Raw genomic sequence first — 19,988 nt, forward strand, 5'->3', positions numbered from 1 at the left:
GTGGGAAGTAGCCGTGCGCATTATCGTTCACAAAGCCAGGTGCCAGGGTCATGCGCAATGCTCGGCGCGAGCGCCGGCAGTCTTCAAGCTGGATGAGGCGGGCTACATCCTACCTGGTGACATTGATGTTGCGGATGGGGAGCAACTGCTTGCGGCAGATGGGGTGCGATCCTGCCCCGAACTAGCGCTGGAAATAGACGATCCGCCTGCTGCGCGCATAGTAGCCCAGGCCACGCGCAAACGGAACAATGCGCTCCCGGAACACCTCAGAACGACGGAATTTTCGACTATGGACCCCGCAAAAACTACCGAACTACTCGACCGTGAGGCGATCCGCGACTGCCTCTATCGGTACTGCCGCGGGATAGACCGCGCCGATGAGGCAGCGCTGCGTAGCGCCTACTGGCCTGATGCACATGACAATCATGGGGCCTATCGCGGCTCGGCCGAGGGCTTCATCCGGTTTGCGCTCGGTGTCTTCAAGACCGGACCGCGCAACATCCATCAGATCACGAACGTCCTTGTCGAATTCATCAAACCGGCTCAGGCCGCAGTCGAGAGCTATTTCACCGCGCTGCAACGCGGACCGGACAAAGACGGAGAAATGCGCCAGATGCTGCTAAGCGGGCGCTACTGCGATCTGTTTCAAAAGAGGGCAGGCGAGTGGCGGATTGCCGATCGGACCGTCGTCTACGATTGGCTCGAGGAGCAGGTCCCAGCTGCGGTGCTTGAGACAGAACGGTTCGGCCTGCGACAGCCGATTGGAGCACCGTATCCGAACGATCCGGTCTACGCGATCGGAAAGCATCGCGTTGCTTCTCGCGATAATGCGTCCCCAGCTCCGAACGGGAAAACCACATCGGTGGGACGATAATTTATGACAACTCTGCTACGCCACAGCAAGCTTAGCGATACCCTGCACGCTAAAGATGCGGCCGCCAGGGTAGCCTTTCTGCCCCGCGACAGCGTGACCGCGACAGCGCTCTGGTCTGAGGCCACGAGCGCGCCGAGGCCGGTCTACATCGATTTGCTGGACTTGGCAGAGCCGCTCATCGAGGCAAGCCCCTGTGCTTGAGGCGTCGGACACACATTCGACTATCCGACCGAGAGTTGGATCGCAGCCAATGCGGACGACGCCTGTCTGGGAACGCACGCGACCGGCGCCAGCACAGGGTGCTCTACGGGGGCGCACCATTCCGCCGCACCACGTCGAGGGCAGAGATTTCAGAGACTCCTGGAGAAAGTTCCCATGAAGCATGCAGGACGGGTCGTAATCATAACAGGCGCCGTGGGCGGAATCGGCCGTGCCCTGGTCGATGTTCTTGCGGCAGATCAAGACACTATTGTTGCGGTGGACCTTCCTGGGACCGGCGTGTTTGAACTGGCCCGCGATCTCGGCGAGCAGCACCTTGGCCTCGAGTGCGATGTCTCGCGAGAGGGAGATATCCTCGCGCTCTATGGCCGGGTCGAAGCACAGTTCGGGCAGATCGACGTCCTCATCAACAACGCCGCGGTGGGACCCAATGTGGCTGCCACTGTCGACACCGATGTCGACGCCTTCCGACGCCGCCTGGCAGTAAACCTGATTGGGCCGTTCGTCATGGCGCGCGAGGCGGCGAGGCGCATGAGGCCGGGAGGTGCCATCGTCAACGTCGCTTCGATGTCGGGCGTGGCCAGCAATCCCAGACGCCATGCCTACGCAGCCTCGAAAGCAGGCCTGATCTCGTTGACAAAGTCGCTTGCATGCGAATGGGCTTATCGCGGCATCCGCGTGACGGCGGTAGCGCCGGGCTGCGTGCGCACGCCTATGACTGCAGAGCTGGAACGAGCAGGCAAAATGGACCTCTCGGCGATGCGCCGTCGCGTGCCAATGGGGCGCATGGCTCGGCCCGACGAGATCGCCCGGGCTGTGCGTTTTCTGGCAAGCGCACAGGCGCACTACGTCACGGGATCCGTGCTGGCGGTCGACGGCGGCTGGATGTCATTCAACCAACCTGGGGATGCCTGCCCTGAGGTGGAAGGCGTTCCCCTAAGCGAACTCTCCTGTCCGGCCCAACGCGCCGACGCGCGAGTGGTGCTCGTCACGGGTGGTGCGAACGGTATAGGCGCCGCCGTTGCTCGCCGTTTTGCCGCGAATGGTGATACCGTAGTGATCGCCGATAAAGACCGCACCGCGGCAACTCTCCTGGCTGCATTGCTCGGCGGAAAGAACATCGCGAAATCGGTAGATGTGGCCGTCGAGGCCGAGGTGGTGGCGGTGTTTGAGGAACTGAGGGAGCGCTTCGGGGGCGTCGATATCCTCGTCAACGGTGCTTCTGTCGTCGACACTTTTGTGGCTGGGATCGAACAAATGCCTGCAGACATCGAACGTGTCCTGCATGTCAATCTCACTGGCGCCTTCGTTTGCGCGCGTGAAGCGATCAAAGCAATGCGCCCGGGCGGCGTGATCCTCAACCTCGGATCGATCAACAGTTTTCTGCCCTTCGCGCCGCGTCACGCCTACGGTGCCTCGAAGGCGGCGATGGACATGCTGACCCGATGCATGGCGGCCGAACTGGGGCCCGCCGGCATTCGCACAGCCACCGTCGCTCCTGGCTATATCCGCACTCCCGCCATTAGCGAGTTGGCGAAAACCGGCCACATCGACTTGGCAACGATCGGCCGACGGATCCCTTTGGGCAGGATGGGAAGGCCGGAAGACGTTGCAGATGCAGCGTTTTTCCTGGCTTCCTCCGACGCCTCATACATCAACGGCTCGATCCTCTATGTGGACGGCGGCTGGACCGCGTTCGGTGACGCAGGAAACGCCAGCGAACTCTACGACGAATGCTTTGCGGAGGCGGGTGTTTGAACGTCGACCATCGCTACGCTACCGGGCGCCGTCCATGAAAGCGGAGACCTGGCTTGGAACGCGCCCGCGGCGCGGCCCCGATCCAAGATGTCGGCGGGGCAACGTCCCTCGGCATGGGGACAAGCTCTCGCGCGTGCCGGCAACCATGGATCCGGACTGCTTATCGTACCACTATGCCCCTGCCAGGCGCCCGATCCGAGGCAATCGCGTGTCTCGGATGAGCGCAGTTCCAAATCCGCCAACCATCAGCAAACAAGGAAACATAGTGGAATTCGCCACCTTCATCCTGGCCGCCCAACGTGGGTATCATCAATCCCCCGAGATCGTTATCCGAAACTCGATCGAACAGGCCATCGCTTCGGAACAGGCCGGCTTCGGCACAGCCTGGTTCGCAGAACACCACTTCAACAACTACAGCCTGATCCCTTCGCCATTGATGATGGTGGCCCACTGCGCCGGAGTGACGAGCACCATTCGCCTCGGCACTGCCGTCTGCGTGCTGCCGCTCTACAAACCGCAGCGCCTGCTCTCCGAGATCGGCTTCGCCGATATCCTTGCGAACGGTCGCCTGGAACTCGGCGTCGGCTCTGGATACCAACAGTTCGAGTTCGAGCGCTTCGGCGTCAGTATCGATGAGGCGCCGGCGATCTTTTCGGAACATCTCGATATCCTTTTGAAGGGTCTCAACCAGAACATCTTCGAGCACGATGGCCACTATGAGAAAATACCCCCGACGGCGATTTCAGTATGCACCGTCCAAAGGCCGGCACCGCCCATCTGGATGGCCGGCGGGCCGGCCCGCATGAAACGGGCCTACCGAGAGGGTCACAATTTCTTTGTCACCGCATTCCACGACGGCCTGGCGAGCTTGAGCACGTTGCGCGGAGCAATCAAGGAGGCGGCGGCTTCCGAGGACAGGAATGTGACGGACGCCAGGATATCGCTGTTGCGTTGCTGCTACGCCAGCGATGACGAGGAGGAGATCAACAGCTATCTCGACAACGCCCGTTTCCAGCGCCGCCTGTCCGAGGCGCTGCATCAGCGCCGGCAGCAGAGCCACGACGGCTATCTGCTGCAGGAAACGCCCACCCAGCAGGATCTGTCCTTCGGGGCAATGCGCAACAACCTGCCGATCGGCAGTGTGAATCGCGTGATTGATCGCTTGCTGCAAGAGATCGACATTCTGAAGCCGGATCAGATCGCAATCCAGACCCAGTTGGGGGATTTCGACCAAAAGCTAATGCTGCGCCAGATCGAACTCTGGGGAGACAAGATCATTCCCGCAATCAACAAGGCGCTGGGTTATGCGCGCGTTTGAAATCATAAGGGGGCCAACTTCGTGGCCGCAGCTTCTTTTTCGTTCCACTCGGCATAAACGGATTCAAATGGCACGTTCATGAACGGAACTTGGCGTGGGTTTCGATGAGTGGCGCTGCCGTCACCTGGACGGCCCCAGATGGGGTTCCCCACTATCTCGCCTGCCGACGGGCGAGCCTTCACGGCTAACCGTCGCTTCAGGACCTGCTCGCGCCGTCAGCCAAATTCACGGCGTCGTGTCCTGGGTGAAATTCTCGCCTGCCCGACAGGCTGCAGGACGCGTTTCAAGGCGAGGCTCAATTGCATGATCAAGGCGGTCGATTTCCCCGACCGCTCATTGGGCACGAGCCTGCGCACACGTGTGCCCGAAAGACTGACTGACCCGCGTTGCGCTCGGCAGAGTGCTGCGTGAAGGCACAGACCAGGAGAACGGAACCATGTCCGGTCAAAACGATGCGCATATCGGCACCGGCCAATGGCCGACGATCCAGCCGGAGAAGGAGTTCGACGAACATGTGCTTGCCTGCGTCTTCTCCTGTGCGCTCAAGGAGGTCGAGGCTGGCACGACAGTGGCGGAGTCAACAGGCCTTTCGCTTGCCGAGCTGCGCGAGGTCTTGCCCCGCGGTTTCCCTGGTACCGCGATGGCAGCATTCGCCTCGGCAAACGTCAGCGATGCTGAGCCGGGTGTAGAGGAAGAACTTCTGCGCGGCCTGCTACTGGCACATGCCCGGGCGAGTCATCCGGCGAGCGCCCGCTTCGCTAAGATCCTCGCCCGGCGCGCCATGCATGATGGCCATCTGTGGCAGGACCTTGGGCTTCCCGACCGGACCGAGCTCAACCGCCTTCTGGCCACACACTTTCCGACGCTGGCGGCCGGCAACACCCAAAATATGAAATGGAAGAAGTACTTTTACCGCAAACTCTGCGAGGCCGAAGGGTTTTCGCTGTGCACTGCGCCCAATTGTCGGGAATGCAGTGATTTCGAAAATTGCTTCGGCCCCGAGAAAGGCGAATGTGAAGAACGCGTCACACCGGTTTAAACGCCGCTTTTCGTCACGAGGCCCTGAGGCCTTGATTACCGTTGTGCCACAAGCGTTTTTCCCGGCGCCGCTGTACGGAGGAGGGGACATTCATCGCCTCGCGATATTTTGCGACGGTGCGGCGAGCGAGATCGATACCGTCTTCCTTGAGCCGGTCAGCGATTTCATCGTCCGAAAGCACGTTCTCAAACGATTCTTCGGCGACCATTGCTTTGATCCTATGGCGGACAGCTTCGGCGGAGTGCGCGTCACCGCCTTCGCAAGAAGCGATCGCGACAGTGAAAAAGTACTTGAGCTCGAACACTCCACGTGGGGTGTGCATGTACTTGTTCGACGTTACCCGGCTTACAGTCGACTCGTGCATGTTGATCACGTCAGCGACCGCCTTGAGATTGAGGGGTCGTAGGTGGGCGACGCCATAGTCCAGAAAGGCATGCTGCTGGCGCACGATTTCGTTCGAAACTTTGACGATCGTCTTGACGCGCTGATCGAGACTGCTGATTAACCAGAGCGCATTCTGTAGGCATTCGTTGAGAAATGTCATCTCTTTCGATTTTTTGGCGACTCGGCGTGAAACTTCCTTGAGATAAGTGTGTTTGATCATCAACTTGGGCTGCGTGTTCGGATCAGGCTCGATCTGCCATCCACCTCCGGGCGAGGGAGTGGCCCAGACATCCGGCACGATGCATTCCGGCGCGCCCGAGTGGAATGCGTTTCCGGGCTTGGGGTCGAGCGCACGGATTTCCTGCAGCATGTCGAAAAGATCTTCGTCGTCGACGCCGCAACGCACCTTCAAAGTCCGATAATCGCACCGCGCAAGCACGTCAAGGTTGGCAATCAAAGCCGCCATGGCCGGGTCGAACCGGTCTCGCTGGCGCAACTGTATCTCAAGACATTCGCCGAGAGATCGTGCGAAAATCCCCGGCGGATCGAGGTGCTGCAAGATACCCAAAACTCGTTCCACATCGGCCAGCGGGATGTTTAGCTTCCCAGCCAGCTCCGAAGCACTTGCCCCAAGCAAACCAGTGTCATCCAGATGTCCCGCAAGCACATTAGCAATCAGCCGCTCGTGCGGCGTGAAGGCGGTGAAGGAAATCTGAGAAGCGACATGGTCGTGCAGCGTTTCTGGTAAGGCGACAAACTCCTCGAAGGCACGATGATCGCCAGGCGCGGTGCTCGATTTCCCTTGCCTGGGCAGATCCCGGGACATCTTCGCATACTCCAGAAGGGGATTTCTCTCGAGCTCCTGGGCCACGAACTGATTCAGTTCGGGAATGTTCATTTGAAGCAGGCGAATCGACTGGATGAGTTGAGGCGATAATCCCAGAGACTGTTTCTGAAGTAGGCTCAATGACGGTTGCATGGTCACTTATTCCTGTCTAGAAGCTCTTGACTGCGGCTGGTTTCGATCTCTCACAGGGTCGACGCCTCTCATGCGCGTCACCTTTGAATGACCTTCCCGGACGCGCCGCTTTAGAGCTTTGCCCTTGTGCAAGTGGCGTCCAAACGCAGCTGCACATCCTCGGCACCAGGTCATGCAGCGTCCTTCAATGTTTGAAGGACGTTCTGCGGGGATGAGACGCCATAAGGGTCGGTCCCGCAGTTGTCGGAGAAACCTTCCTCCTCAAACCACTGCTCCACCACGCCATTATTGACCAGAGCCGCGTAGCGCCAGGAGCGCATACCGAAGCCGAGATTGTCCTTGGCAACCAGCATGCCCATTTTGCGGGTGAACTCGCCTGAACCGTCGGGGATCAGCTCGACTTTCTGCAACCCCAAGGACTTCCCCCATGCATTCATGACAAAGGCATCGTTGACGGAGAGGCAGTAGATCGCGTCAACTCCTTCCTTCTTGAATTCCGCATAGAGATCTTCGAAATTCGGCAGTTGGTAAGTCGAACAGGTCGGTGTGAAAGCACCGGGCAGCGAAAACAGGATGACCCGTTTGCCGGCAAAGTAGTCGTCGGATGTTCTTTTTTCCCAGCGGTAGGGATTTGGCCCCTGGACTGAATCATCGCGGACACGCGTAAGAAACGTGACGAAGGGAACCTTCTTTTTACCGGTCATCAATTTTCTCCTTGAAGGGAGGTGGCACTGGATTCTTGCAGGGGCTGGCGCAATACCGAGCTGCGGGTCTCGTGCATGGCATGATGCCGACGGCGCTCCCGATGCTTTCTCCATTCGGGTGTATGGGAACGGCCCGGCTCCAGGTGTTCTTCACCCGAACCGCATCGACGTGGGCGATTGGGGGACGCGGCTCCGGATTCGTGGCAACGGCCCGGCTCCAGACCTTTCTCACCCGAAAGCCATCGATATGAGGGATGAGGGCACCTTCTAGCGCCGCGATTGGTCTGGCCGCGACTAGGGCGCCGGAGCCGGCATGGATCACCCACTCCTCATACCCGGGGTCAAAATGCTGGCAACCGGACATGACCAGGAGCGGGATGAGCATATGCGTCGCAAAAGTGATTCTCCGCGCCGCAGAGCGGCGTGGCTGAACTGGTTCAGCGTATTGGCTGGACTTGCCTGTTTCCGGCCGACGTGGGCTCGGCCGAAATTTTGAGAAGCCTCTTGGCCACTGACATGCTGATGCAAACCGATTTCCGGCAAATGCGCGAGCATCATCTGGCGTCTCGGCATCGGACCCCAGTTGCAAAGCCGCTTCGGAGGACGGATCTCCGAACCGGACGACGTCCCGATCTTCAGCGAAGACGGCCACCGTCGCCTTTGTCCATCGTTTGGAGCTTGGGGCGTCAGCCATGGTAGTCACCTTCTTCCTGGTTTGATGGGCTCTAAGCACAAGGCTGCAAGCGGCATGCCATTTCCAATGAAGCTGCTCCTGCACCAGCGCTATCGCTTCGGTACGACGTCTTCGCCAACCGGAGGTGCGCGCCAGAGCCGTCACGTCATCACACCGAACAAAAGTCCTGTGTAGAGAGGGTATTCACCCGTCCGGCGCCGGCTGGCAAAGGACGGGCCAGACAGGGCAAGCCCAGGCAATACCCCGCATCGGCCGGCACAGCGATTGCACAGTGTGTTTGCCCTGGCGTGTTTTTACGTGCGACTAACGTGAACGCAGGCCGGCAGCGCCACGATCCGGATTCGATAAGGATCGCTTTCGACTCGGCTACGATCTTTACACGCATGGTGTTCCTCTCGCCGAGCGTCCCTATCGAAATCCATTGTGTCGGAAACTGGACTAGAATTGTCGCAAAGCCGACCCAAAGGTCGCCAAGAAGCGTCCGCTGTTTGCGGGAACCGGCAGAACGCAACGGAGCGCCAACCGGGCACGCAAATAGCCAACAATCTTGTCAGTGGGACGTCTGCAAATTTCGAGGAGAGCCTCGGCTGCCCCTAGCGAGGCTTGATGCAGGAGCGCATTGATCTTCCGCTCCAACTCAACTGAAAGGATTTCTGTGATCCATTCGATCGCTATGCCTGGCAGGCACTAAATCGGCATTTCAAAACCGATGATTTGACGGGTCTCGCTAGCTCGCGCCGAAAAAGTTTGCTGCCCATTTGTGCCCGACGTTCAAACGGTTGAAGAGCAGATTGCGCCCTTATCTCCCAAGCTCGTCGGCGTCCACCAGCGGGACGAGGTCGTTGCCATGAAGTTGTCGGACATAGTCATTCGAGAGGTGAGACCGTCGTTGCGCTGACACCCTTGCAATATCAGGACATCGATGTCGGCGAAGATGGGCTGCGCAACCTGACCAAGTCCGCCCGGCCGAGCGCTGATCGCTCGCTGTAGTCTCGGTGCAGGCCGGCAAGGCACCGGCGCTGGTCCATGCCCGTTGAAGAGCCGACGTGGAAGAGGCAGTACCGCGATCCAGGCGGCCATCCTAGGCGAGACGAAGGCCTGGATCGAAAAAGTATCGTGCGCAGACCGCGTCGCGCGGCTGGTGCGAGTCCACCTCGACGGCGAGCTTCTCTCCCACCAGGCGGTTAGGTTGCGTGTTTCGGGTCGAATACGAACACTGTGAGTGCCGCGAGCAATGTGGCAATTGCGGTGTAGGCAAAGACACCCGTGACGTGGTCGGGATCCTTCAGCAGCAGTCCGCCGAAAATCGCGCCGGCTGCGATGGCTACCTGGAACGTTGAGGTCATCAGCACGGCGGCGCTTTCGGCCTGCTCGGGAACCGCACGCAGCAGTATCCAAGTCTGCAACCCCACCGGCACCGCGCCGAAGGCAAAGCCCCATACGGAAACCGCAATCGCCGAGGCAAAGGTCGATGCTCCAAACTTCAGCAACGAGACAGCGGCTATCGCCATAAGGAAGGATGGCAGGGCCGCGACTGCCTTGAGACTGTGTTTGGCCAGGAATGCTCCGGCAAAACTGCCGAAGAAGCCGCTTATGCCAGAAAGGAGCAACAATATCCAGATCCCGTTGGTACCGAGCTTGGGAGTCGTCTCGAGGAAGACCCGAATATAGCTGAAGCTGGTGAAGTGCCCAGAAGCGACCAGCAGTACGACCAAAAGTGCGACCTTTATGGTCGGATCTTTGGCCGCATCCAGCAGACTGCGGAATCCAGCCATTTCAACCGGAGGCAGCGTCGGCATCGTTAAAAGCAGCACCAGCAGCGTAACAGCATTAAGCACTGCGGTGAGCGTGAAGGCCACTCGCCATCCCAAGCTGCCGCCGACGACGGCGCCGAATGCAGGCACGCATACGAGAGCGACCGAAACGCCGGCGAGGATGATTGACATGGCGCGCGGCAGAAGATGATTTGGAACGAGCCGTATCGCCAGCGATGCCGAAATCGACCAGAAGCCTCCGAGCGCAATGCCGAGCATAACGCGTGCTGCCAGCAAAACCGGCAGCGACGACCCGACTGCCACCAGAAGGTTGGACAGGATCTGAAGCAGCATCATTGCCCACAGGACGGTCCTGCGGTCCAGGCGCTTTGCAATAATGGCCATCGTCGGCGCTGAGATCGCCGCAGCAATGCCCGTCGCTGTGATCGCATATCCAGCCGCATCCACTGAGATGCCGAGATCGCGCGCTATCAGCGTCAGCACGCTGGCTGGCAGACACTCTGCCGCCACCAGCCCGAAGGTGCCCAAAGCAAGCGAAATGACCGCACCCCATGCGGGAGGAGATAGTCGATCCGGCGTTTCTGGGCCGTGCAGAACAGTCTCGATAAGACCCGTCGCCGATTCGGTCATGAACATCCTCGCCCAACATGGGTTGGCTGCGATGACCCGAACTAAAGGCAGAAGCGCGCCATCGCTGCCCGACATCTTGTGACAGTAGGGCGTGCAATTTCGGTGCCGGTTCTCCGTGCCCGACGGGGGTGTCATCGTCGGCAGACGTCTCATCAGGCTGTTCTATGCCGACCTCGGCGTCCGTCTCGAACCAGCCATGCGCGCCAGCAGTTCCGAGCCCGGATGTCTGATGTTCCGTGACGGGACGACGCGAGCCGGTCGCTATGACCGCCGCCTTTAAGCAGCCAAAAACCGGCTCTGACTGAAAGGACCATTTCCGGTGGCTCGAACCTGACGTTTTGTGTCGGGCATTGTCGGGTCCGCTACACGGCTTGTTCCAACAATAATCTATCTGCCAGCGAGCACTTGTTAGCGCACAAGCTAACTAGCTAGAGCCAAAAGGAAAAATCCCGCTTTGGCTGTCCTTCGAAAAAGTTGGCACGAAACTTGAGACCTCGTTGTGAGGCGGCAAGAGCTGCCCATCGGCATTTGTGTCCCGGGCAGCCGCGACGGATGAAACCAAGGAAGGAAACCTATTAATGTCACGTCTGCGTCAGATCGCCTTTTACGGCAAGGGCGGCATCGGCAAGTCCACCACCTCCCAAAATACGCTCGCCGCTCTCGTCGACCTCGGGCAGCGAATCCTCATCGTCGGCTGCGACCCCAAAGCGGATTCCACCCGCCTGATCCTGAACTCGAAGGCTCAGGATACTGTCCTGCATCTCGCGGCACAGGAAGGTTCGGTGGAAGACCTCGAGCTTCAGGACGTGCTCAAGGTAGGCTACAGAGGCATCAAGTGCGTGGAGTCCGGCGGCCCGGAGCCGGGTGTAGGCTGCGCCGGCCGCGGCGTCATCACCTCAATCAATTTCCTTGAGGAGAACGGCGCCTACGACGATGTCGACTATGTCTCCTACGACGTGCTCGGGGACGTGGTTTGCGGCGGTTTCGCGATGCCGATCCGCGAGGGCAAGGCGCAGGAAATCTATATCGTCATGTCCGGGGAGATGATGGCGCTCTATGCCGCCAATAATATCGCCAAGGGCATCCTGAAATATGCACATTCGGGCGGTGTTCGGCTCGGCGGACTGATCTGTAACGAGCGTCAGACCGACCGTGAGCTTGACCTGGCCGAAGCACTGGCTTCCAGGCTCAACTCCAAGCTCATCCACTTCGTGCCGCGCGACAACATCGTCCAGCACGCCGAGCTCAGAAAGATGTCAGTGATCCAATATGCGCCCGACTCCAAGCAGGCCGGAGAATACCGCGCGCTTGCTGAGAAGATCCATGCGAATTCTGGCCAGGGTACCATCCCGACCCCGATTACCATGGAGGAGCTCGAGGACATGCTGCTCGATTTCGGCATCATGAAAACCGACGAGCAGATGCTTGCCGAGCTTCAGGCCAAGGAAGCGGCAAAGGCGGCAGCCCAGTAACCGATATTGGGCGCCCTCCTTGAGGTGGCACGCCTTGCAAAGAACGGCGCCTCGTCGGTGAGGCGTCACCAGACACCTTGAAAGGGGTCCCATGAGCCTGGAATACGAGAATGATGGTGCTCTCCATGCGAAGCTTATTGAGGAGGTGCTATCGCAATATCCGGACAAAGCGGCGAAGCGCCGCAAAAAGCATCTCAGCGTCGCAAAGAGCGGGGACCAGGCCGGCGGGGAAAACGAGATCCTTTCCGAATGCGACGTCAAATCGAACATCAAGTCCATTCCGGGAGTGATGACCATACGCGGCTGCGCCTATGCCGGCTCAAAGGGCGTGGTCTGGGGTCCGGTCAAGGATATGGTCCATATCTCGCACGGCCCCGTCGGTTGCGGCCAATATTCCTGGTCACAGCGCCGCAACTACTACGTCGGAACAACGGGCATCGACACGTTCGGGACAATGCAGTTCACATCCGATTTCCAGGAGAAAGACATTGTCTTCGGCGGTGACAAGAAACTGGAACAGATCATCGATGAGATCGAGCTACTGTTCCCGCTGAATAACGGCATCACGGTGCAATCCGAATGCCCGATCGGTCTCATTGGCGATGACACCGAGGCAGTTTCTCGCAAGAAGGCCAAGGAGTACGAAAAGACTATCGTGCCGGTGCGCTGCGAGGGCTTCCGCGGCGTCTCGCAATCACTCGGCCACCATATCGCCAATGACTCCATCCGCGACTGGGTCTTCGACAAGAAGGACGTCGATTTCGAGGCCGGTGCTTACGACGTCAACGTGATCGGCGACTACAATATTGGCGGCGACGCGTGGGCCTCGCGCATCCTGCTTGAGGAGATAGGATTGCGCGTGGTCGGCAACTGGTCCGGTGACGCGACACTCGCCGAGATCGAGCGCGCCCCGAAGGCCAAGCTCAATCTCATCCACTGCTACCGGTCTATGAACTACATCTGCCGGCATATGGAGGAAAAGTATGGCGTCGCCTGGATGGAGTACAATTTCTTCGGACCGTCCCAGATCGAGACCTCCCTGCGTAAAATAGCCAAGCATTTCGGCCCCGAAATCGAGGAGAAAGTCGAGAAGGTCATCGCCAAGTACAGACCGCTTGTCGACGCGGTCATCTCAAAGTACCGGCCACGCCTCGAAGGCAATACCGTCATGCTCTACGTCGGCGGCCTGCGCCCCCGCCACGTCATCACAGCTTACGAAGACCTCGGCATGATCATCGTTGGCACCGGCTACGAGTTCGCTCACAACGATGACTATCAACGCACGGGCCATTACGCAAAGAATGGCACGCTGATCTATGACGACGTTACCGGCTACGAGTTGGAGAAGTTCATCGAGGGAGTTCGCCCCAACCTGGTTGGCTCTGGCATCAAGGAAAAATACCCCGTGCAGAAGATGGGTATCCCGTTCCGTCAAATGCACTCCTGGGACTATTCGGGACCTTATCACGGCTATGACGGCTTCGCCATTTTCGCGCGCGACGTGGATCTTGCGATCAACAATCCGGTCTGGGGCCTCTACCAGGCACCTTGGAAACAAAGCCCGTCCCGTGGGCAGGCGATGGCTGCCGAATAGATGCCCTGTCCCAGGCCTAGTCTCCCCAGAGAGACGATGAACCCTCGCGGCTTGTGAGCCTCGGGAAACCGCAAACGTCTCCACGTACCTGAGCTGCCGTATGGCGCGGCCAGATGGAAAGAGGTAATACCAATGCCGCAGTCGGCCGAAAAGATTCTCGACCACGCTCCGCTGTTCCGCGAGCCGGAATACAGGCAGATGCTCGCCGGGAAGAAGCTGAATTTCGAATGTCCGCACCCGGATCAGATCGTTGCCGATCAGGGTGAATTCACCAAGACCTGGGCATACCGCGAAAAGAACCTCGCCCGACAAGCGCTTGTGATCAATCCCGCCAAGGCCTGCCAGCCGCTCGGCGCTGTGTTCGCGGCCGCGGGCTTCGAGCGGACCATGTCCTTCGTCCACGGTAGCCAGGGCTGCGTGGCCTACTACCGCTCTCATCTATCGCGCCATTTCAAGGAGCCTGCTTCGGCGGTTTCCTCCTCGATGACCGAGGATGCGGCAGTATTCGGGGGCCTGAAGAACCTGGTCGATGGGCTCGCCAACACCTACCAGCTTTACGACCCGAAGATGATCGCAGTCTCGACGACTTGTATGGCGGAGGTCATTGGCGACGACCTGCACAGCTTCATCGAGAACGCCAAAGACGAAAAGTCGGTGCCGCGCGACTTTGACGTGCCCTTCGCCCACACGCCGGCCTTCGTCGGTAGCCATGTCGACGGCTATGACGGCATGCTGAAGGGCATTCTAGAGCACTTCTGGAAAGGCCAGGAGCGCACGGAAACCAAGGGAACCATCAACCTCATTCCGGGCTTCGACGGCTTCTGCGTCGGCAACAACCGGGAACTCAAACGCCTGCTCGATATGATGGGTGTGTCCTACACCTTCATCCAGGACGCCTCTGACCAGTTCGACACGCCATCGGACGGGGAATACCGCATGTATGACGGCGGCACCAAGATCGAAGAGGTGAGGGGGGCACTTGACGCCGAGGCAACGCTTTCGCTCCAGCACTACAACACGCGAAAAACGCTGGATTATTGCGGGCAAGTTGGGCAGGCCACGGCTTCCTTCCATTATCCGCTGGGCGTCCAGGCGACCGACGAATTGCTGATGAAGGTGTCGGCGCTTTCCGGCAAGGAAATCCCCGAGGCAATCCGACTGGAGCGCGGCCGACTGGTTGATGCCATGGCCGACAGCCAATCCTGGCTGCACGGCAAGAAATACGCGATCTACGGCGACCCGGACTTCGTGTACGCCATGGCCCGCTTCGTCATGGAGACCGGCGGCGAGCCGACACATTGCCTGGCAACCAACGGCTCCTCGGCCTGGCAAGCCGAGTTGCAGGAACTGCTTGACGCCTCGCCCTTCGGCATGGACGCTCAGGTCTGGGCGGGTAAGGACCTTTGGGCGCTGCGATCGCTTCTCTTCACCGAGCCGGTGGACCTGCTGATCGGCAATTCCTATGGCAAGTATCTGGAGCGCGACACCGGCACGCCGCTGATCCGCCTGACGTTTCCAATCTTCGACCGGCACCATCACCATCGCTTTGCGCTCATGGGCTACCAGGGCGGGTTACGCGTGCTGACCACGATCCTCGACAAGATCTTCGACAAGCTCGATCGCGAGACGAGCCAGACGGGCGTGACGGACTATTCCTATGACCTCACCCGCTAAAGCACACGGCCAGCTTTTCGCCCAGGCTGTTCATTGCCCGAATGGACTTTGGAGACTGACGCAATGACCTCGCTCAGTGCCAAGATCCAGGACGTTTTCGACGAGCCTGCATGCGACAAGAACCGTGGCAAGGACGTCAGGGCGCGCAAGGAAGGCTGCGCACGGCCGCTGACGCCGGGAGCGGCAGCGGGCGGCTGCGCGTTTGACGGGGCCAAGATCGTCCTGCAGCCGATCACTGACGTTGCCCACCTGGTGCATGCGCCGCTCGCCTGCGAGGGAAATTCCTGGGACAACCGCGGTGCAGCTTCGTCCGGGCCAACCTTGTGGCGCACAAGCTTCACGACCGATCTTACCGAACTCGATGTGGTGATGGGGCGGGGCGAGCGGAAGCTCTTCAAGGCGATCCGCGAAATCAAGGAAGCCTATGCGCCCGCAGCAGTCTTTGTCTATTCGACCTGCGTGACGGCGCTCATCGGCGACGATATCGAGGCCGTCTGCAAACGCGCCGCCGAAAAGTTCGGCCTGGCCGTGGTTCCCGTCAACGCGCCGGGCCTGGCTGGCTCCAAGAACCTGGGCAACAAGCTTGCCGCGGAGGCGTTGCTCGACCATGTCATCGGCACGGTGGAACCCGACGACGCCGGCCCGTATGACATCAACGTCCTTGGTGAATTCAACCTTTCCGGCGAATTCTGGCTGGTCAAGCCGCTCCTGGATCGGCTCGGGATCCGGGTTCGCGCCTGCATTCCGGGCGACGCGCGCTATCGCGACGTAGCTTCCGCGCACAGCGCCCGGGCGGCCATGGTGGTGTGCTCGACGGCCCTCATCACTCTAGCCCGCAAGATGGACGAGCGCTGGGACATCCCGTTCTTCGAGGGCTCTTTCTATGGCATCTCGGATACGTCGGAAGCACTCCGCAACATTGCTGAGCTCCTGGTGAGGAAGGGGGCCGATCCGGAGATCCTGGACCGCACGGAGAGGCTGATCGCCCAGCAGGAGGCGATTGCATGGAAGAAGCTCGAAGCCTACCGGCCGCGGCTCCAAGGCAAGCGCGTGCTGCTCAACACCGGTGGTGTGAAGTCCTGGTCGCTCGTCCATGCGCTGGTGGAGATCGGCATGGAGATCGTGGGCACCTCGGTCAAGAAATCCACGCTCGAAGACAAGGTGCGCATCAAACAGATGCTCAAGGACGACAACGATACGTTCGAGCAGATGTCAGCGCGCGACCTTTACGCCATCCTCTCTGGAGGCAAGGCCGATATCATGCTCTCGGGTGGGCGCACGCAATTCGTCGCGCTGAAGGCCAAGATGCCCTGGCTCGACATCAACCAGGAGCGCCAGCACCCTTACGCCGGTTATGACGGCATGGTGGAACTCGTACGCCAGATCGACCTCGCCATTCACAACCCGATCTGGCGCCAGGTGCGCGAGCGACCCCCGTGGGATGGTCCGATCCATGGGTACGACGCACTGCCGGGCCCAAGCGACGACGCCGAGAACCTGCACGCTGTCCAGGAAACCGCCGGCAAGGCGCCGACGATTTGCGTGAGTGCTGAGGAGATCCGATGACGCGTATCCTTCCCCAGACAAAATCAGCCGCGATCAACCCGCTGAAATCGTCACAGCCGCTTGGTGCCGCCTTGGCGTTTCTCGGCATTGACGGCGCAGTGCCGCTGTTCCACGGCGCCCAGGGCTGCACCAGCTTTGCCCTCGTGCTGTTCGTGCGGCATTTCAAGGAAACGATTCCCCTACAGACGACCGCGATGGATGAAATAACAATCATCCTCGGCGGGTCGGACAATCTGGAAGAGGCGATCTTCAACCTCAAGACCCGCACGACGCCAAAGCTGATTGGGGTCTGCACCACGGCCCTGGTGGAAACCCGTGGCGAGGATTGCGCAGGCGACATTTCGGACATCAGGCTGAGACGGGCGGAAGAACTCGCGGGTACCGAGATCGTGCTGGCCAACACGCCGGATTTCGCCGGCGCCCTTGAAGAGGGCTGGGCCAAGGCTGTCACCGCCATGATCGAAGGCATTACAAAGCCTGGGGAGCGGGCGCGGCAGTCAAAGAAGATCGCGATCCTTCCTGGCTGGAACCTCACCGTGGCTGACCTCGAGCATTTGCGCGAGATGGTCGAAAGCTTTGGCCTGCAATCGGTGATCTTGCCAGACCTTTCAGGCTCGCTCGACGGTACCGTGCCAGACCACTGGGTCCCCACCACCTATGGCGGAACGAGCATCGAGGATATCCGCGAGCTCGGCACGGCCGAGCACTGCATCGCGATCGGCGAGCATATGCGCCGCCCGGCCGAGGTTCTCTACAAGGCGACCGGCGTGCCTTACGTGCTGTTTCAGTCGCTGACCGGATTGAAGGGCGCCGATCAGTTCGTTTCGCTGCTGTCGGCTATTTCTGGCCAGCCTGTGCCGGCAAGCGTCCGCCGTCGGCGGGCGCAACTGCAAGATGCGTTGCTCGACGGACATTTCCACTTCGGAGGCAAGAAAATTGCGATCGCTGCTGAACCAGACCAACTCTATCAATTCGGAGCGTTCTTCGTCGACATGGGCTGCGCAATCACGGCGGCCGTCACGACGACCGGTATGTCGAAAATTCTGGAAAAGGTACCGGCGGAGTCGATTCAGGTCGGCGATCTCGGCGATCTGGAATCACTTGCAAGCGGCGCTGATCTTCTGGTCACCCATTCACATGGACGCCAGGCCTCGAAACGCCTTGGCATTCCGCTTATGCGCATCGGCTTCCCCGTCTTCGACCGGCTTGGCAGCCAGCACAGGCTCTCGATCCTCTATCAAGGGACCCGTGACCTGGTCTTCGAGGTTGCCAACCTGTTCCAGGCCGGCCGGCGTGCGCCGACGCCTGATGAGCTCGATCCATTCCGCAAACGCCAAACGCCAGGTGAGCCCGATGCGTCGCTTCTCACTCGTCACTGACGAGGTTCACCGTCCGATGCGTGAACGACAAGCAGGCGCTTTGCGGGTGGCAATCGCTACCCAGGACGTCAAGCAACTCAACGCCCATTTCGGGTCGGCCAAGCGCTTTGTCATCTACGATATGACGCGCGAGGAGTGGGAGCTTGTGGAAGTCATCGAGTTCGACGACGTCTCCGACGAAAGTGGGAAACATCACTCCGAGAGGGATGACCGCATCACACCGAAGATAAAAGCGCTGAAGGGCTGCCACCTCCTGTTTTGCCTGGCGATCGGTGGACCTTCGGCAGCCAAGCTTGTTTCGGCAAAAATCCATCCGATCAAGGTGCGGCATACTCAGAGCATCCAAGAGGTGCTGGTTCGCACGCAGCTGATGCTCAGGACCTGCCCTCCACCTTGGCTGCGCAAGGTCCTGGCTGAGGCAGGCGTCGCGAAACAGAAGCCGTCCTTTGAAGACGAGGACTGAAATGAGGAGGCGAAATGTTCGACCCTGCCCTTAGCCTTGCTGTCGATGAGGACGAGGTGGCGCTTGCCAGCCCGTTTCTCAAATGCCTCGTGCGGCTAATACGTGCTCAGGACTCCTACGGCGCGTGGGAAGGCAAAGCGGACCGCGAACTGCTGGCCGCCTTCATCATCACCAAGCAACAGCGCCGTGCGATCCCGATCATAGGCGATCCCGACCCGGACGTCCTGTGGAGGCTAGATATGTTCTACACCGCCATTGGGCTTGCGATCGAGGAGCGCTGCGGCCTGATGGCATCGCCGATCATGGAGCTGAGCCGTGAAGGCTTTGGGCGCGTGCTTTTCACGACTGGGCGGCTGGTCGCTCTGTCGAAGACGCTGCGCGACGTCCACCGGTTCGGCTTCGAGACGTTGCGGAAGCTCGCCGGGGCCGGCACGAAGCTGGTCAGCGACGCAATCGCAGCCATCGAAACCTATCCCGAGGTGGCGCGTGCGTGATGAAGCAGGTTTCGAGCCCAGGGGCCATGACAATCTTCAGCAGCCGCGATGGCCAACCGTCGCAGCCGACGCCGTCCAGGCGGATCAAGCTCCTGAAGTAACACCGATGAAGCCACTCATCCTGATCTGTTCGCAAGATGCCGAGCTTTATCTGTTGCTCAGCCACATACTGGAGGTGGACGGCTTCGCCACTGAGCCGGTAAGGAGCGCCAAGGAAGTGCTTGCATTGGCCGACGAACGCGAATTCCAGGCCGTCGTGCTGGACTGCGGTCCGGCGAGCATAACCGGGGCCCCAATCTGCGCCCGGCTCAAGGGGGAGCCCCGGACCGCCGACCTTACCGTTATTGCCCTGATCGCGCCGGGTGCCGAGGACCAGCACCTCGATCTCCTCAAGGCTCGCATTGACGAGAGATTTGTGCGGCCGATCGTCCCGGCCAACCTGCTCGACTTTCTACGGGCGAGGCTGGCGCTGCCGAAGCGGGGCGCACATGGCGTTGAAAACGGCGGCTGGCTCACCTTTGGTGACCTCGAGATGAAGGTGGATGCCCGCCGGATTCGCGGCAATGGCCACGACATTCACCTCGGAGTCATCGAGTTCAACGTGCTGCTGCTTATGATGGAGGCTCCCGGCAAGGTCTTCAGCCGGAAGGAGCTTATCGGCACGGCTTGGGAGAAAAACATCCATGTCGAACCACGCACCGTCGATGTCCATGTCAGCCGGATCAGAACAGCCCTCAAGAAGGCTTGGCCCGGCGGCGGCATTCTCACTGTCAGGTCGGCCGGCTACTCGCTCCAGATGCCGGACGGCTGAATCAGTTGAGGTGTAGTGCCACTCCCTTTCCCTCGCGCTGTGAGTCGGTGTTGCGGCCTGCCGCTAGACTAAACGAGATACTCAGGAAGAAGCAGGCAAATGGGTTTTAAAAGCGTACTCTGTGTGACGGACGCAGACCATTCCGATCATGACGTCGAAAC

At 59.9% G+C, this 19,988-nt stretch carries 15 protein-coding genes and 1 pseudogene; 13 read left to right on the top strand and 3 right to left on the bottom strand.

Annotated elements, in window-relative coordinates:
• Window positions 1-13 precede the first annotated feature (13 nt).
• The 5 genes and pseudogenes from LB547_RS25960 to LB547_RS25980 form a co-directional block, all read left to right on the top strand.
• A pseudogene (locus LB547_RS25960) lies at window positions 14-136 on the top strand (ferredoxin); the annotation flags it as partial.
• Between the two features lie 153 nt (window positions 137-289).
• On the top strand, window positions 290-874 hold the full coding sequence (locus tag LB547_RS25965; protein WP_064993573.1) for a nuclear transport factor 2 family protein: 585 nt from the start codon (window positions 290-292) through the stop codon (window positions 872-874).
• Between the two features lie 375 nt (window positions 875-1,249).
• On the top strand, window positions 1,250-2,851 hold the full coding sequence (locus LB547_RS25970; protein ID WP_064993531.1) for an SDR family oxidoreductase: 1,602 nt from the start codon (window positions 1,250-1,252) through the stop codon (window positions 2,849-2,851).
• 265 nt (window positions 2,852-3,116) lie between these two features.
• A complete protein-coding gene (locus LB547_RS25975) occupies window positions 3,117-4,169 on the top strand; it encodes an LLM class flavin-dependent oxidoreductase (protein ID WP_064993530.1) in 1,053 nt (350 codons plus the stop codon).
• A gap of 436 nt (window positions 4,170-4,605) precedes the next feature.
• Window positions 4,606-5,208: a nitrogen fixation protein NifQ gene (locus LB547_RS25980; RefSeq protein WP_064993572.1), complete on the top strand. Its 603-nt coding sequence runs from the start codon at window positions 4,606-4,608 to the stop codon at window positions 5,206-5,208.
• 13 nt (window positions 5,209-5,221) lie between these two features.
• On the opposite strand, the gene rpoN is transcribed toward LB547_RS25980, so the two are convergent.
• From rpoN to LB547_RS25995, 3 genes are all read right to left on the bottom strand, one after another.
• The gene (rpoN, locus tag LB547_RS25985) at window positions 5,222-6,571 is read right to left on the bottom strand and encodes an RNA polymerase factor sigma-54 (protein WP_084015736.1); all 1,350 of its coding nucleotides are present in this window, start codon (window positions 6,569-6,571) and stop codon (window positions 5,222-5,224) included.
• 170 nt (window positions 6,572-6,741) lie between these two features.
• Window positions 6,742-7,275: a peroxiredoxin gene (locus LB547_RS25990; RefSeq protein WP_064993528.1), complete on the bottom strand. Its 534-nt coding sequence runs from the start codon at window positions 7,273-7,275 to the stop codon at window positions 6,742-6,744.
• A gap of 1,878 nt (window positions 7,276-9,153) precedes the next feature.
• The gene (locus tag LB547_RS25995) at window positions 9,154-10,374 is read right to left on the bottom strand and encodes an MFS transporter (RefSeq protein ID WP_064993570.1); all 1,221 of its coding nucleotides are present in this window, start codon (window positions 10,372-10,374) and stop codon (window positions 9,154-9,156) included.
• Window positions 10,375-10,952: 578 nt separating this feature from the next.
• Between LB547_RS25995 and nifH the strand changes: the two genes are divergently transcribed.
• From nifH to LB547_RS26035, 8 genes are all read left to right on the top strand, one after another.
• On the top strand, window positions 10,953-11,846 hold the full coding sequence (gene nifH / locus LB547_RS26000; RefSeq protein WP_064993527.1) for a nitrogenase iron protein: 894 nt from the start codon (window positions 10,953-10,955) through the stop codon (window positions 11,844-11,846).
• 91 nt (window positions 11,847-11,937) lie between these two features.
• Entirely contained in the window at window positions 11,938-13,440 is a 1,503-nt protein-coding gene (nifD, locus tag LB547_RS26005; RefSeq protein ID WP_064993526.1) for a nitrogenase molybdenum-iron protein alpha chain, read from the top strand.
• Between the two features lie 132 nt (window positions 13,441-13,572).
• Window positions 13,573-15,114, top strand: a complete 1,542-nt coding sequence (nifK, locus tag LB547_RS26010; RefSeq protein WP_064993525.1) for a nitrogenase molybdenum-iron protein subunit beta — start codon at window positions 13,573-13,575, stop codon at window positions 15,112-15,114.
• A 63-nt stretch (window positions 15,115-15,177) separates the two neighbouring features.
• On the top strand, window positions 15,178-16,680 hold the full coding sequence (nifE, locus tag LB547_RS26015; protein ID WP_064993524.1) for a nitrogenase iron-molybdenum cofactor biosynthesis protein NifE: 1,503 nt from the start codon (window positions 15,178-15,180) through the stop codon (window positions 16,678-16,680).
• A complete protein-coding gene (nifN, locus tag LB547_RS26020) occupies window positions 16,677-18,059 on the top strand; it encodes a nitrogenase iron-molybdenum cofactor biosynthesis protein NifN (RefSeq protein WP_064993523.1) in 1,383 nt (460 codons plus the stop codon). The genes nifE and nifN overlap by 4 nt, the downstream gene beginning before the upstream one ends.
• Window positions 18,034-18,522 (top strand): nitrogen fixation protein NifX, encoded by a 489-nt coding sequence (gene nifX, locus LB547_RS26025; protein WP_084015734.1) that lies wholly within the window; start codon window positions 18,034-18,036, stop codon window positions 18,520-18,522. The genes nifN and nifX overlap by 26 nt, the downstream gene beginning before the upstream one ends.
• A gap of 14 nt (window positions 18,523-18,536) precedes the next feature.
• Window positions 18,537-19,016: a NifX-associated nitrogen fixation protein gene (locus tag LB547_RS26030; RefSeq protein ID WP_064993521.1), complete on the top strand. Its 480-nt coding sequence runs from the start codon at window positions 18,537-18,539 to the stop codon at window positions 19,014-19,016.
• Window positions 19,009-19,827, top strand: a complete 819-nt coding sequence (locus LB547_RS26035) for a response regulator transcription factor (RefSeq protein ID WP_064993520.1) — start codon at window positions 19,009-19,011, stop codon at window positions 19,825-19,827. The genes LB547_RS26030 and LB547_RS26035 overlap by 8 nt, the downstream gene beginning before the upstream one ends.
• Window positions 19,828-19,988: the final 161 nt, after the last annotated feature.

Origin of the sequence: Mesorhizobium sp. B264B1B (assembly GCF_020165765.1) — a bacterium.
Taxonomy (GTDB): domain Bacteria; phylum Pseudomonadota; class Alphaproteobacteria; order Rhizobiales; family Rhizobiaceae; genus Mesorhizobium.

Bases quoted from the DNA above. Each gene is read 5' to 3' on its own strand.
- LB547_RS25995 (WP_064993570.1), bottom strand. From the start codon at position 10,374: ATGACCGAATCGGCGACGGGTCTTATCGAGACTGTTCTGCACGGCCCA.
- rpoN (WP_084015736.1), bottom strand. From the start codon at position 6,571: ATGCAACCGTCATTGAGCCTACTTCAGAAACAGTCTCTGGGATTATCG.
- nifH (WP_064993527.1), top strand. From the start codon at position 10,953: ATGTCACGTCTGCGTCAGATCGCCTTTTACGGCAAGGGCGGCATCGGC.
- nifD (WP_064993526.1), top strand. From the start codon at position 11,938: ATGAGCCTGGAATACGAGAATGATGGTGCTCTCCATGCGAAGCTTATT.
- LB547_RS26030 (WP_064993521.1), top strand. From the start codon at position 18,537: ATGTTCGACCCTGCCCTTAGCCTTGCTGTCGATGAGGACGAGGTGGCG.
- LB547_RS25990 (WP_064993528.1), bottom strand. From the start codon at position 7,275: ATGACCGGTAAAAAGAAGGTTCCCTTCGTCACGTTTCTTACGCGTGTC.
- LB547_RS25980 (WP_064993572.1), top strand. From the start codon at position 4,606: ATGTCCGGTCAAAACGATGCGCATATCGGCACCGGCCAATGGCCGACG.
- LB547_RS25970 (WP_064993531.1), top strand. From the start codon at position 1,250: ATGAAGCATGCAGGACGGGTCGTAATCATAACAGGCGCCGTGGGCGGA.
- nifK (WP_064993525.1), top strand. From the start codon at position 13,573: ATGCCGCAGTCGGCCGAAAAGATTCTCGACCACGCTCCGCTGTTCCGC.
- nifE (WP_064993524.1), top strand. From the start codon at position 15,178: ATGACCTCGCTCAGTGCCAAGATCCAGGACGTTTTCGACGAGCCTGCA.
- nifN (WP_064993523.1), top strand. From the start codon at position 16,677: ATGACGCGTATCCTTCCCCAGACAAAATCAGCCGCGATCAACCCGCTG.
- LB547_RS25965 (WP_064993573.1), top strand. From the start codon at position 290: ATGGACCCCGCAAAAACTACCGAACTACTCGACCGTGAGGCGATCCGC.
- nifX (WP_084015734.1), top strand. From the start codon at position 18,034: ATGCGTCGCTTCTCACTCGTCACTGACGAGGTTCACCGTCCGATGCGT.